This window comes from Macrococcus lamae, from assembly GCF_004359545.1.
Taxonomy (GTDB): Bacteria; Bacillota; Bacilli; order Staphylococcales; family Staphylococcaceae; genus Macrococcus; species Macrococcus lamae.
The window spans coordinates 126,696-140,890 of the sequence record NZ_SCWB01000001.1; the positions used below are offsets into that span (position 1 = coordinate 126,696).

A 14,195-nucleotide genomic window follows, 5' to 3' on the forward strand; every position below is an offset into this window, starting at 1 on the left:
ATTTTCTAGAAACTATCTATAAGGGTGATTAAATTGACAGAACAATGGCTATTTATCAATACAAAAAAGCAAAATCCCTACTTTAATATGGCACTGGACGAGGCATTGATGAACTGGGTATCAGAAGGAAAGATGAAGCCAGTTGTAAGATTTTACGGCTGGAATCCTAAAACTTTATCCATCGGTTATTTTCAGAGGCTGGAAAAAGAAATAGATATCGAAAAAGTGAGGCAGAATCACATCGGTCTTGTTCGTCGTGCGACAGGTGGACGTGGCGTTCTGCATGACCATGAACTGACGTATTCAGTGATTGTCCCAGAAAGTCATCCTGAAATGCCGAAAACCATCACTGAAGCCTATCGTGTCATTTCTTCCGGTTTGCTGGAAGGATTCAAAAATTTAGGACTTAATGCTTATTTTGCGATTCCAAAGACGGAGGAACAACGCGCAAAGCTGAAAGATCCGAGAAGTTCTGTATGCTTTGATGCGCCAAGCTGGTATGAACTGGTGGTAGAAGGCAGAAAGATTGCGGGAAGTGCGCAGACGAGACAAAAAGGTGTGATACTACAGCACGGTTCAATTCTTCAGAAAATTGATGTGGATGAACTATTCGGATTATTCAAGTTCAGAAATGAACGACTGAAGACGAAGATGAAAGATGCCTTTCACGATAAAGCAGTTTCAATTAATGATTTGACAGCAAAAGAAGTGACGATTGAACAAATGGAAGAAGCATTTTACAGAGGATTCGAGCAGGGACTTCATATTGAGCTCATTCCGTATGAGCTGACTGCTGAGCAGCTTGAGGAAGTTCATACGCTATCTCAAAAATATATGAGTGATGAATGGACATATAGAAGGTAGACAATTTAAAGACTAAAATGATTTTACAAATTTCTTCAAAAAATACGGTGCACTTGAAAATATAAGGTGCGCCGTATTTCTGAAATCCGAATTGTTAAATTTATTGCTTTATACTCAATAATGTTCTATTGAAACTGAATACTATCGATGCGGTTGATGCCTTCATTGAGTTCAGCACTACCTTGATTAAACAATTTTTGGTCTGAGTCTGTATAGGCTTTGACGACTTTATCCATGCCTGATACAAATTCCGCGTTAGCAGCGATGACTTGATTATGAATGTCCTTATAAGATATGGGAATACTTTTTCCATCAAGTTTCGTATTAAAGGACTCTGTTGAATCATTGATTTTATTTTGGATATTCTGAAGCTGTACCTTTACTGCCGGGTCACTCTTTAGTGAAGCGACATTTTTATCTATACTTGAGTATTCACCGAAAGCGTCAGCCATAGCCTGACTATAAATATTAAAGTTCTCAGCATATGCTTCATTAGATATCGTGCTGCTGGTACCGTTACTGATATTCAACTCTTTATTTAAGGAAGTTAAAGTATTATTGTTTGAGATATTTTTAGTTTTTTCTTCGCTTATTTTTTCTTTAGTAGCTTTTATTTCAGACTGCAGCACATCTTTTTGTTTTTGCAGTGATTCTGTCTCGTTACTACATGAAGCGAGCAGTAACGTACTTGCAATAAGTAATTGTTTTCGCATAGTCGTTCTCCTTATTCACTATTTCTAAATCTATGGTAACATGATACTACAGGTTTTTAAAACAACAAGAGAAGGGGATTATCATGAAGTTTGAAAAAGTTAATCAGTTGCTTGAACAGAAAAATCTTGATGCGATTGTCGTATTGTCACCGCATAATCGTCGTTATTTATCATTATTTACAGGATCAAGCGGTGCATTAGTCATCTCAAGGGATAAGAGATTCCTGGTGACTGACTTCAGATATACAGTTCAGGCAGCTGAACAGGCTGGTGAATTTGAAGTCGTTAAGCAGAGTGGGGGCCTGCTTGACAGTGTAGCGGAGGTCATTAAAACAATTTCCGCAGAAACGGTCGGTTTTGAAGGCGATTTAATCACTTATCAGCAATTTGCTAAGTTAAAGCAGACAATGGATTTAGTGGATATTGGCGGAGAAATTGAACAGATCAGAATGATCAAAGAACCGTTTGAAATTGACCTGATTCAAAAAGCTGCAGATATTGCAGATGAAACATATGAACACATCCTTAAATTTGTCAGAGCTGGAATGACAGAGATGGAAGTAAATAACGAGATTGAGATGTTCATGAGAAAGAACGGAGCATCGGGTTCTTCTTTTGAAACTATAGTAGCTTCAGGACATAGAGGAGCTTTGCCGCATGGTGTCGCAACCAATAAAGTCATCAACAATGGTGAGATGATCACGCTGGATTATGGTGCCATATATCAAGGTTACATTTCTGACATCACACGGTCTTTTGCAATCGGTGATCCGGGTGAAGAAATGAAGAAAGTATATGATATAGTATTAAAGTCACAAGTGACAGCACTTGAAACAGTCAAACCTGGTATGACTGGTGCTGAGGCTGATGCCATAGCCCGTAACATCATCAAGGATGCTGGTTATGGTGATAACTTCGGACATTCTCTCGGTCATGGTATTGGGCTTGAAGTCCACGAAGGACCAGGACTTTCTTCCAATTCAGACATCAAGCTTCAGAAGAATATGTGTGTGACACTTGAACCGGGAATTTATGTTGAGGGTCTTGGCGGTGTACGAATTGAAGATGATGTGATTGTCACTGAAACTGCTCTAAAGCGCTTTACACATTCTACAAAAGACCTTATTATTTTATAGACAGTATATTTAGGAGGATTTTTAAATGATCTCAGTAAACGATTTTAAAACGGGTTTAACGATTGAAGTTGATAACGGCATCTGGCGCGTTCTTGAATTCCAGCACGTTAAACCAGGTAAAGGGGCAGCATTTGTCCGCTCAAAATTAAGAAACTTAAGAACGGGTTCAATCCAGGAAAAAACGTTCCGTGCAGGAGAAAAAGTAGGACGTGCTCAGATTGACAACCGTAAGATGCAGTATTTATATGCAAGCGGCGATGCTCACGTGTTTATGGATACAGAGACATATGATCAGACTGAAATTTCTGAAAACTCATTGACTCATGAACTTAAATTTCTTAAAGAAAATATGGATGTTCATATTCAGAGTTACGAAGGCGAAACATTAGGTGTTGAATTACCTAATACTGTGACGCTCGAAGTAACAGAAACAGAACCCGGAATTAAAGGTGATACTGCTCAAGGAGCGACAAAACAAGCTACTGTAGAGACAGGTTATTCATTGAATGTTCCTTTATTTGTGAATATCGGAGACAAATTGATTATTAATACAACAGATGGATCATACGTATCGCGCGGTTAAATTGAGACATGCTTAGGCATGTCTTTTTTTAATACTTGAATTGGTCTGACCACTGAAGTAAAATGGGTTAGGTAGCTAGTACTAATACGAAGTATAAAGGAGAACAGCATGAATTTTGAAGAACTGAAAGAATTGATAGAATTACTTGATCAATCGTCACTCACGATGATTGAAGTCGAAGAAGATAATCAAAAAATCAAACTTAAAAAAGAATCAATTATACAGACAGCAGCTGCTGTCCAAGCTCCTGTACAGACTCAAGAGCCTTTACAGCCGACTGTTCAGGCAGAAGCTCCTAAAGGCGAGAACTCATCTGCCGGCATGACGATCAATGCGCCAATGGTCGGTACATTTTATAAATCACCAACTCCGGAAAGTGATGCATATGTAAAAGTCGGAGATAAAGTCTCCGCTGAATCAGTGGTCTGCATTCTGGAAGCGATGAAACTCTTCAATGAAATACAGGCTGAACTCTCAGGTGAAATCGTAGAGATTCTTGTTGAAGATGGTCAAATGGTGGAATACGGTCAGCCTTTATTCCGGGTGAAGTAATGAAAAAAGTATTGATTGCAAACCGCGGTGAGATTGCGGTACGTATTATCAGAGCGTTAAAAGAACTTGATATTCAGTCTGTTGCTATATATTCTGAGGCAGATAAAGAAGCTCTCCATACGCAGCTCGCTGATGAAGCGTATTGCGTCGGACCTAAATATTCCAAAGACTCATATTTGAACATTCCGAATATTTTAGCTATCGCAAGTGCGACCGGTTGCGAGGGCATTCATCCTGGTTATGGTTTCCTTGCTGAGAATGCGGATTTTGCTGAAATGTGCGAAGCATGCAATATAAAATTCATCGGGCCGAGTCATGAATCGATTACAAAAATGGGAATCAAGGATCTTGCTAAAAAAGAGATGATTAAAGCTAATGTTCCGGTAGTTCCTGGTAGTGATGGACTTGTTGAAACGATTGATATCGCAAAACAGGAAGCAGAGCGAATCGGTTACCCTGTCATTATCAAGGCGACTGCAGGCGGTGGCGGCAAAGGAATCCGAATTGCACGAAATGAGGAAGAACTAATCACCGGTTACCGCATGACGGAGCAGGAAGCAGAAGTTGCATTTGGCAATAAAGGATTATATATTGAAAAGTTCATTGAGAATTTCCGTCATATTGAAATTCAGGTGCTTGCTGATTCATTTGGTCATGTGATTCATCTTGGCGAACGTGACTGTACGATTCAGCGCAGGATGCAGAAATTAGTTGAAGAGTCACCGAGCCCGACGATTACTGAAGAAACGCGTGCAGCTATGGGGCAAGCGGCTGTCAGAGCTGCTGAGACAGTTGATTACGAAGGTGCAGGAACGATTGAATTCATCTATGATTTAAACGAAAATAAATATTATTTCATGGAGATGAATACACGCATTCAAGTGGAACATCCTGTCACTGAAATGGTGACTGGAATTGATTTAGTGAAATGGCAGATAAGAATTGCCTCAGGTGAGAGACTTGATATCCAGCAGGAAGAAGTTGAATTCAAAGGGCATGCGATGGAACTGAGAATTAACGCAGAGAATCCGCTGAAGAACTTCATGCCGTCAGCAGGTCAGATTACTCAATATTTAGTCCCGGGCGGTTACGGTGTCAGAGTCGATTCAGCTTGTTACAATCAATACACGATTCCGCCTTATTATGATTCCATGGTAGCGAAGCTGATTGTCTTCCAGCCGACACGCGAAGAAGCGATCAGTTGTGCACGTCGTGCATTGGACGAGTATATCATTCATGGCATTGATACTACGATACCGTTTCACCAGGCACTGCTGAAACATCCCGTATTTTTAAGCAAGGAATATAGTACGAATTTTCTTGAACAGAATGAACTTCTGTATGATTGAATTTAATGAGTTGAAAAAACGAGTGGAGGGAAACTTCCATTCTTTTTTTAACTTAAAAATTTATATTAGTCACGATATATTCTATTCAATATAGTTAAAATTAATACGTATTAATGGTATGATATATATACTATACGATGGGAGGCATAACAATGGTTGAATCAATGTCTAAACAAAATTTAGGAACAGTTGAGATTTCGCCGAACGTCATTGAAGTCATCGCCAATATTGCAGTGAGTGAAGTAAAAGGCGTCTCATTACTACAGAAAAATAAATCCCTCGATAAGTTAGGTGTTAAAAATGCCCGAGGTGTCAATGTAGAAATCAAAGAAGATGATATTTATATAGATGCATACTGTACTTTTGATTATGGTACGAAGATTTCTGCAACTGCTAAGCAAGTGCAGCAGAATATTAAACATGCGCTTGAAAACATGACGGCACTTAACCCGAAGCAAGTTAACGTACATATCATCAATATTAAATTTAAAGACAACTAAGAGGATGCATGCATCCTCTCAATTTTTGAAGGAGAACAATTATGAGTCGTAGTGAATCAAGAGAACTAGCATTAAAAGTACTTTTTCAGATGGAAACTAAAGAACCAATCACTTTGCAGGAAGCCAAGTCTTTCATAATAGATCCATCTGCTCAGGATGTATTTATGGATAGCCTGACAACAGGAGTTAAGGACAATCAGAAAGCTATTGACGAGGCTATCCGTCCTTATCTGAAGCAGTGGACTTTAGAGCGTCTAAGTAAAGTTGACCGAATTATTCTTCGCATGTCAGTCTTTGAAGTGCTATTTACAGATGTTCCAGAAAAAGTAGCTGTCAATGAGGCAGTCAATCTGGCTAAAACATATGGAGATGATGACAGCTATAAATTCATCAACGGAGTGCTCAGTGAAGTCATCAAACAGAAAATGCAATGACAAACTATTTAACAATCAGTGCACTGACTAAATACATCAAGGCAAAGTTTGACCGCGATCCTTATCTGGAGAATGTATTTATAAAAGGTGAGCTATCTAATGTCAAGCATCATTCCAGCGGTCACCTTTATTTTGCGCTTAAAGACGGCGGAGCGGTTTTAAATGGAATGATGTTCAAAAAAGAAGTCTCAAAAATCAGCTTTACACCTAAAGAAGGCGATCAAGTACTCATTTCAGGACGTATTTCTGTGTACGAAGGTCGTGGCAGCTATCAGCTGTATGCAAGTGACATGTCTCTGGACGGTGTCGGTCAGCTTTATGAGCGATTTGAAGCACTCAGAAAAGAACTTGAATCGAAAGGTTACTTTGATACAGGACGCAAGAAAAAACTGCCGAAATATCCGGCGAGTATTGCCGTTCTCACTGCTTCTACTGGCGCTGCGATACGCGATATTGAATCTACTTTAAAAAGAAGATTCCCGCTTGCAAACGTACATTATATCTCAACGCTTGTTCAAGGAGCAGGAGCTGTAGAAGATATCGTCAAAAATATCAGACATGCCGACTCTCTCAATGTAGATGTAATGATAGTCGGACGTGGCGGGGGATCGATTGAAGACTTATGGGCTTTCAATGAGCGTGACGTCGTCCAGGCAATCTATGACGCAGCAACACCTGTGATTTCAGCAGTTGGTCATGAAACAGACACGACGCTCAGCGACTTTGTCTCTGATTTAAGAGCACCGACACCTACAGCAGCGGCAGTTATGGCGACACCTGACCAGTTTGAACTGATGAATCAACTGAAATCATCAGATCAATTTTTAAGACAGCAGCTGACGCAGCGTCTGAAGTATGAGAATCAACGGATGCAGCGGTTAAGTGGTCATCCAGTTTTTCGCAACCCTAATCTGCTGATTGAGCAGCAGATTCAACGTAAAGATGAATTAGAACAAAAAATGTTCTATCTGCTTAAAGATAAGTTTACAGTTAATAATGAACGGTTCGTCAGATTAGACAGCAGATTATCAAAAGAACGGTTGAACGCCCGTATACAGATGGGGCAGCAGCAGCTGACACAAAATATTCTGCAGCTCGACCGGTCAATGGATAGAAAGCTGCAGTCACTTGCAAGGTCACTCGAATTCCAGCAGAAATTGCTGACAAGCGTTAATCCTACAGGCATATTAGATAGAGGTTATAGTATTGTCAGAACATCACAAGGTATTTTAAGCAGTATTCATGATGTTAATGTATCACAGCAAGTTGAAATACAAATGGCTGATGGAGAAATCAGTGCTGTTGTAAAGACAGTGAAGGAGGATCAACATGGCGAAAAACTTTGAAACGATGATGATGGAACTAGAGGATATCGTGAATAAGCTGGATAACGATAAAGTTTCTCTGGATGAATCTATTAAATTATACGAAGAAGGAATTAAGTTATCAAAAGCGTGTCAGAGTCAGTTATCAGAAGCTGAAAAGAAAATCAATCAGGTCAGTGACACTGAGGTTAACAATGAAGCTTAGTTATACTGACTTGATCAATGATTATTTAGCGAATATTTATAATGATTCTTTAAGCGCTGAACTTGATGAGTCAATGAAATACTCATTGCTGGCAGGAGGGAAACGGGTACGTCCCGTGCTGCTGCTCACGACGCTTGAAATGTTCGGGAAGTCAGCAGAATCGGGTTTATCCGCTGCAGCCGCTATTGAAATGATTCATAGCTATTCCTTGATTCATGATGATTTACCGGCGATGGATAACGATGACTATCGCAGGGGTCAGTTAACAAACCATAAAGTATTCGGTGAAGCTACAGCCATTCTTGCAGGAGATGGTCTACTGACTGATAGCTTTACACAATTGATGGGTGATAAACATTTAACTGCTGATACCAAAGTCAAGCTCGCACGTCTGATTTCACTTGCAGCTGGAAGTAGAGGTATGGTCGGTGGGCAGATGCTCGATATGGCAGCGGAAAAAAGTGAGCTGACATTACAGGAGATGGAGACGGTCCATACGCATAAGACCGGTGATTTAATCCGGACTTGTTTTCTTTGTGCGGGCGTCATTGCAGAGCAGAATGATGAAGCGATGGAAAAGCTGGATACACTTGGTTCAAAAGTCGGTCTGCTGTTCCAGATAAAAGATGATATTCTTGACGTCGAAGGCAGTTTAGAAGAGATGGGCAAGGAAGCAGGAAGTGACGCCGTAAACAGTAAGACGACTTATGTCACATTGCTCGGCTTACCTGAAGCGAAAAGAGTAATGGCAGAGGTGCACGATGAATCAGTCCGGCTGGTGAATAATCTGACTGATAACGGGACAGCTATGGTCGAACTTCTGGATTATATCGTTACACGCAGCAAATAAGAAGATGTTTAATAAAAGCCCTGGCGGCTTTTTTTGTTCATATAGGTTTTGTAATGATATAATAAAACTTAATTAATTATTTAGACTGTAGGTGGAACATAAATGGATGTTGATAAAATTAAAAATCCATCAGATATAAAGGATCTCTCAGAAGACGAACTCATTTTGCTGAGTGAAGAAATCAGAACATTTTTAATAGAAAAATGTGCAGTAACAGGTGGTCATATCGGAGCAAATTTAGGTGTAGTCGAACTGACGATTGCTCTGCACAAATACTTTAACAGCCCTGAAGATAAACTGATTTTTGATGTAGGACATCAGGCTTATATTCACAAGATTCTGACAGGAAGAGGAGAACAGTTCGACCAATTGCGTCAGCACCAAGGACTTAGTGGCTTTCCGAAACGTTCTGAAAGCGACCATGATGTATGGGAAGCGGGACATAGTTCTACGTCACTGTCAGCTGCGATGGGCATGGCAAAAGCGCGTGACATTATGGGAGAGCATTATCATGTCGTGCCAATTATAGGTGACGGAGCGCTGACAGGTGGGATGGCACTTGAAGCGTTAAATCATATCGGGCATGACCGCACTAATATGACGATTATTTTAAACGATAATGAAATGAGTATCGCACCGAACGTCGGTGCGATGCATAATATGTTCGGTCGATTGCGGACTAATCAAAATTACAACCGAGCGAAAGTGGATATTGATGGTTTCCTGAGCAAGTTACCCGGTGGACTTAAATTAAGAGATTCAGCGGATAGAATTAAAGATAGTTTGAAATATCTTGTTGTATCAGGGGTGTTTTTTGAAGAGCTTGGAATAAAATATGTCGGTCCTGTCGATGGTCATAATTTTCGGGAACTTGGAGAGGCGATCGAAACTTCGAAACGAATCAATGGACCTGTCATCATTCATGTCATTACTAAAAAGGGAAAAGGGTACAGACCTGCCGAAAATGATAAAATCGGTACATGGCATGGTCTTGGACCATACAAACTTGATACTGGAGAACAGCTTGGCGGTAAAGCGACGGCACCGTCATGGAGTCAGTTGATGAGCGATGCTGTACTGGAGCTTGCAAGGGAAGATAAACGGATTGTCGCGATTACTCCGGCAATGCCTGTTGGCAGCAAACTGACGAAATTTCAGCAGGAATTACCTGACCAGTTCTTTGATGTAGGAATTGCTGAACAGCATGCTGTAACTATGGCTGGAGGACTTGCAGCAAACGGTATGAAGCCATATGTTGCTATCTATTCTACATTTTTGCAGCGCGCATATGACCAGTTACTGCATGACATTGACCGACAGCAGCTCGATGTCGTATTCGGTATTGATCGTTCCGGATTAGTCGGTGCTGATGGTGAAACACATCAAGGTGTTTTTGATATTCCTTTTTTAAGTCATCTTCCTAATATGACTGTCATGATGCCGAAAGATGAAGATGAAGCAGCGAAAATGGTCTATAGCGCATTCAACACGTTTGGCGGACCGATTGCAATCAGGTATCCTAGAGGAAATGGATTAGGTGTTGATGTGACAGACGCATCTGAAGGGGTGCCTTTCGGAAAATGGGAGGTGCTGCGTAAGGGAACTGATGCGGTGATCTTGTCCTTCGGGCCGACACTTCAGATGCTGCTGGAAGCTCAGGAGACACTGCTGAAAGAAGGCATCAATATAGAAATCGTCAATGCCAGATTTATCAAGCCCTTAGATGAGGACTATCTTGATAAACTGGCCGAACGAAATGTCCCAGTTCTGACAGTCGAAGAATCTATGCTGACCGGTGGATTCGGGTCTTTAGTTGTCAATTATTTTAATGACCATCATCAATGTGTCACTGTTAGACGACTTGGGATTGATAATGAGTATATAGAGCAAGGCGATGTAGATATGCTGCTTCAGGAGATTGGACTCACTACTGCCCATATTATTGATGAAGTAAAACAGCTGGTAGGTAAACAAGATGAAGAAGCAGCGCATTGATGAATGGCTTGTCGGTCATGATTATTTTGACACGATAGATGAAGCAAAACGCTATGTCATGGCAGGAAAAGTCTTTAATGAACATGAACGGATTCACTCATCTGCTGAAAGAATTAATCCAGAGACAGTGAAAATCAGAATCAAAGGACTTGAAAAAAAATATGTCAGCCGCGGAGGTCTTAAGCTTGAGAAAGCTCTGACTACATTCGGACTTGATATAAAGAAGAGGATTCATATTGATATCGGGTCGTCGACAGGTGGATTTACTGACTGTGCACTGAAACATGGTGCCAAGAAAAGTTACGCGATAGATGTAGGCACTAATCAGCTCGCTTATGAACTCCGAATTGATCCCCGGGTAACAGTAATGGAACAGACAAATTTTAGATATGTCACTCGTGAGCAGTTTGAACCCTTGCCGGACTTTGCAACAATTGATGTCAGCTTTATTTCACTAGGACTAATATTTCCGACACTAAAAGAGATTCTTGAGCGGCCTGGGGAGATTGTAGCTTTAATTAAACCGCAGTTTGAAGCTGACAGGCATGAAGTTGAAGAAAAGGGAATAGTCTCAGACCGTTCCGTCCATATGAAAGTCATTCGAAAAGTGATCGATTATGCTCTGCAGCAGGAGCTTTTCCCGATTGCCCTCACAACTTCACCGATTAAAGGAGCGACCGGTAATACTGAGTATTTAATGCACTTGTCGAACATGCCTGCTCATACAGAAATCACAGATGACCTAATCGCAGAAGTAGTTTCTGGATAGTTATAGAAGAAGCCGTGTAATTAATAAATTAAACGGTTTTTTTGTTAGGAAAAAATTTATTTCTATGCTACCATTAGTGAATAAATATACAATTTGGGGGATGCAAATGGCGAACAAGACGATGAGACAGATTAAAATTAGAGAAATAATTTCCAGCCAGCAGATTGAAACGCAGGAAGAGCTGGTCGAAAAACTGAATGAATTTAATCTCAATGTCACTCAGGCGACTATATCTAGAGATATTAAAGAACTTCAGCTTATAAAAGTTCCGACACCGAGTGGACAGTATATCTATAGCCTGCCAAGAGACCGTAAATATCATCCGCTTGACAAATTAGGACGCTATTTAATGGATTCTTTCGTTAAACTTGAAGGGACTGAAAATCTTCTTGTACTAAAAACTCTTCCTGGAAATGCTCAGTCAATCGGTGCGATACTCGATCAATTGGAATGGGAAGAGATTTTAGGAACAATTTGCGGAGATGATACTTGTCTGATTATCTGCAAAGATAAAGATTCAGGTAAGTTAGTGACGGAGCGCTTATTTAATATGCTTTAGTTGGAGGCAGAATATGTTACAGACATTGTCGATTAGACAGTTTGCGATTATAGAACAACTTGAAATTGAATTGAAACAAGGACTGACAGTACTTTCAGGTGAGACTGGTGCTGGGAAATCTATTATCATTGATGCCATTTCGCAGTTGATCGGAGCTCGTGCAAGCCAAAATCTTGTTCGACATGGAGAAGATAAAGCTGTTGTAGAAGGTGTTTTTGATATTGATCATAATCCAGTAGTCCAGCAAATGCTGAATGATAAGGGTATAGACCAGGACGACTTTATGATTGTCAAACGGGAAATCATGAAGACAGGTAAAAGTATTTGCAGAATCAACAATCATACCGTGACGTTGAATGAATTGAGAACTGTCATGCAGGAACTACTCGATATTCATGGTCAGCACGAAACACAGCATTTACTGAAACCGAAGTATCATCTGACACTGCTCGATGAATATTCGAAAGGCAGATATGCAGACGTCAAACAAACCTATGAACTGTTCTTTATGAACTACCGCGAGAAGCAGGATGAACTTAAAAAACTTGAACAGAAAGATGATTCGTTGCTGCAGCGATTAGATTTAATCAAATTTCAGCATAAGGAATTGACTCAGGCTAAACTTGTAGCTGGTGAAAAAGTAGCAATGTCTGAGGATATCAATCGGTTGAGAAACTTTGAAAAATTAAACATTGAGCTGACTAAAGCAGCAGGTTATTTATCAAGTGAGGATAATATCCTTGATCAATTATTTGATTTTACGGAATCATTAAAAGAAGTCAACGAAATTTTATCGGGTCAGTATTCTCAGCTGATAGAAGAAACTCAGAACACCTATTATCAGCTTGAAGATGCAAAGCACCGGCTGCATGACGCGCAGACGTTAAATGAGTATGACGAGCAGACATTGAATGAGCTGGAAGAACGGATGAACCTGATCCAGCAACTTGAGCGTAAATATGGGGTTGATCATGATGAATTGATTCTACTGATTGATAGACTGGAAACAGAGATAAATCAGATTGAAAATCTTGAAGAAAGTACCTCTCACTTGAAAGAAGAAATTGAAGAGCTCTATAAGCAGTTGGTCAATACCGGAAACAAGCTGGCGAAAGAAAGAAGAAAAGATGCACTGCAGCTGAGAAATGATATTTTAGAGGAAATCCATCATCTGGAAATGAAAAGTGCAAATTTTGAATTTGCTTTTACAAAATCTGAACCGATGATTGATGGGCTGGAAACAATGGAATTTATGATCAGTCCAAATAAAGGAGAACCTCTCAAATCTCTTTATAAGATTGCATCAGGTGGCGAACTGTCCAGAATTATGCTGGCATTGAAAAGTATATTTGCTGAAAGTAAAGGGCAGACGGCTATTTTGTTTGATGAAGTAGATACGGGTGTATCAGGACGAGTTGCTCAGAAAATGGCTGAGAAAATGAAAATGATAGCGGAACACATGCAGGTTATCTGTATTTCACATTTACCACAAGTCGCTGCAATTAGTGATCATCATCTTTATATCGAAAAGCATGAGCGTGAAGACAGAACTGTCACATCTGTTACAGAATTGACGGGGGATGCGAAAATCAACGAAGTAGCCCGGATGATTTCTGGTGTAGAAGTTACACCGCTTACATTGGAACATGCTGCTGAACTAATTGAACAGAATAAAGAAAAATAGAGGGAGGTGTATCAATGGTTATAAGAGTGTCTATCATCGAAGATTCAGAAGAACTGGCTTCTACGATAAAAATACACCTGCAAAATCAAGGGATGATTGTGACAGGCATTGCTAACAATGGAATAGACGGCAGACAGTTAATTGAAGAAGAAAACTTTGATGTGCTCCTGCTTGACCTTGTATTACCTAATATAGATGGTCTTACTCTTGTAAAAAATTATATGCCGCATGACCGACATTATAAAGTCATCTGTTTTTCAGCATTTGGTAAAGAATCGGTGCTGACGGAAGCAACTGCATTAGGAGTAGATTACTTTCTGCTGAAGCCGGTAAACCTTGATGTGATTCATCAGACTATTGAACGGCTTTGTCAGGGCGGCCAAAGTGACAAGCTGGTTCTTGACACCTTATTTCCGGAGAAGCTTAAAGGTACACAGTATTTAAACGATGCTATAGCCATTCTTAAGAAAGAGCCTGAAAAAATAGAGCACTTAACCCGGACCCTATATCCTGAGATAGCTAGAATGAATGGCGTAAATACGGCAAGTGTAGAGAGAGCCATACGCCATTCTATCGATAAATCCTGGAAACAAGGATTTGAACAGAAATGGCTTGCTGAAGGTCGATATACAAAACCAACCATCGGAGAGCTGCTGGAATATTTGATGAGGTGACAG

The 14,195-nt window shown here is 40.2% G+C and carries 16 protein-coding genes; 15 read left to right on the forward strand and 1 reads right to left on the reverse strand.

The window, feature by feature from the left end; all coding sequences use genetic code 11:
* The first annotated feature begins 33 nt into the window (after positions 1–33).
* Entirely contained in the window at positions 34–864 is an 831-nt protein-coding gene (locus ERX29_RS00695; RefSeq protein WP_133442756.1) for a lipoate--protein ligase family protein, read from the forward strand.
* A gap of 125 nt (positions 865–989) precedes the next feature.
* Here ERX29_RS00695 and ERX29_RS00700 read toward each other — a convergent pair whose 3' ends face one another.
* Positions 990–1,577, reverse strand: coding sequence for a hypothetical protein (locus tag ERX29_RS00700; RefSeq protein WP_133442757.1), 588 nt, complete (start codon positions 1,575–1,577; stop codon positions 990–992).
* Positions 1,578–1,660: 83 nt separating this feature from the next.
* Here ERX29_RS00700 and ERX29_RS00705 point away from each other — a divergent pair, with 83 nt between their 5' ends.
* The 14 genes from ERX29_RS00705 to ERX29_RS00770 all read left to right on the forward strand — a co-directional run bounded on the left by ERX29_RS00705 (position 1,661) and on the right by ERX29_RS00770 (position 14,192).
* Positions 1,661–2,713, forward strand: coding sequence for a M24 family metallopeptidase (locus tag ERX29_RS00705; protein ID WP_207999134.1), 1,053 nt, complete (start codon positions 1,661–1,663; stop codon positions 2,711–2,713).
* Between the two features lie 25 nt (positions 2,714–2,738).
* Positions 2,739–3,296, forward strand: a complete 558-nt coding sequence (gene efp, locus ERX29_RS00710; RefSeq protein WP_133442759.1) for an elongation factor P — start codon at positions 2,739–2,741, stop codon at positions 3,294–3,296.
* Between the two features lie 108 nt (positions 3,297–3,404).
* Positions 3,405–3,848, forward strand: a complete 444-nt coding sequence (gene accB / locus ERX29_RS00715) for an acetyl-CoA carboxylase biotin carboxyl carrier protein (RefSeq protein ID WP_133442760.1) — start codon at positions 3,405–3,407, stop codon at positions 3,846–3,848.
* The gene (gene accC / locus ERX29_RS00720; protein ID WP_133442761.1) at positions 3,848–5,197 is read left to right on the forward strand and encodes an acetyl-CoA carboxylase biotin carboxylase subunit; all 1,350 of its coding nucleotides are present in this window, start codon (positions 3,848–3,850) and stop codon (positions 5,195–5,197) included. Before accB ends, accC begins: the two co-directional genes overlap by 1 nt.
* A gap of 152 nt (positions 5,198–5,349) precedes the next feature.
* Positions 5,350–5,697, forward strand: a complete 348-nt coding sequence (locus tag ERX29_RS00725) for an Asp23/Gls24 family envelope stress response protein (RefSeq protein WP_133442762.1) — start codon at positions 5,350–5,352, stop codon at positions 5,695–5,697.
* 41 nt (positions 5,698–5,738) lie between these two features.
* Complete coding sequence (gene nusB / locus ERX29_RS00730) at positions 5,739–6,131, forward strand: transcription antitermination factor NusB (RefSeq protein ID WP_133442763.1); 393 nt, start codon at positions 5,739–5,741, stop codon at positions 6,129–6,131.
* Positions 6,128–7,477, forward strand: coding sequence for an exodeoxyribonuclease VII large subunit (gene xseA, locus ERX29_RS00735; protein WP_133442764.1), 1,350 nt, complete (start codon positions 6,128–6,130; stop codon positions 7,475–7,477). The genes nusB and xseA overlap by 4 nt, the downstream gene beginning before the upstream one ends.
* Positions 7,461–7,661, forward strand: a complete 201-nt coding sequence (gene xseB / locus ERX29_RS00740; RefSeq protein WP_133442765.1) for an exodeoxyribonuclease VII small subunit — start codon at positions 7,461–7,463, stop codon at positions 7,659–7,661. The genes xseA and xseB overlap by 17 nt, the downstream gene beginning before the upstream one ends.
* Positions 7,651–8,511, forward strand: coding sequence for a polyprenyl synthetase family protein (locus ERX29_RS00745; protein ID WP_133442766.1), 861 nt, complete (start codon positions 7,651–7,653; stop codon positions 8,509–8,511). Before xseB ends, ERX29_RS00745 begins: the two co-directional genes overlap by 11 nt.
* Before the next feature lie 102 nt (positions 8,512–8,613).
* Positions 8,614–10,506: a 1-deoxy-D-xylulose-5-phosphate synthase gene (gene dxs / locus ERX29_RS00750; protein WP_133442767.1), complete on the forward strand. Its 1,893-nt coding sequence runs from the start codon at positions 8,614–8,616 to the stop codon at positions 10,504–10,506.
* On the forward strand, positions 10,487–11,275 hold the full coding sequence (locus ERX29_RS00755) for a TlyA family RNA methyltransferase (protein WP_133442768.1): 789 nt from the start codon (positions 10,487–10,489) through the stop codon (positions 11,273–11,275). The genes dxs and ERX29_RS00755 overlap by 20 nt, the downstream gene beginning before the upstream one ends.
* A 106-nt stretch (positions 11,276–11,381) precedes the next feature.
* Entirely contained in the window at positions 11,382–11,834 is a 453-nt protein-coding gene (gene ahrC / locus ERX29_RS00760; protein ID WP_133442769.1) for a transcriptional regulator AhrC/ArgR, read from the forward strand.
* A 13-nt stretch (positions 11,835–11,847) separates the two neighbouring features.
* Complete coding sequence (gene recN, locus ERX29_RS00765; RefSeq protein ID WP_133442770.1) at positions 11,848–13,518, forward strand: DNA repair protein RecN; 1,671 nt, start codon at positions 11,848–11,850, stop codon at positions 13,516–13,518.
* Between the two features lie 14 nt (positions 13,519–13,532).
* Positions 13,533–14,192, forward strand: coding sequence for a response regulator (locus tag ERX29_RS00770; RefSeq protein WP_133442771.1), 660 nt, complete (start codon positions 13,533–13,535; stop codon positions 14,190–14,192).
* The last annotated feature ends 3 nt before the right edge of the window (positions 14,193–14,195 follow it).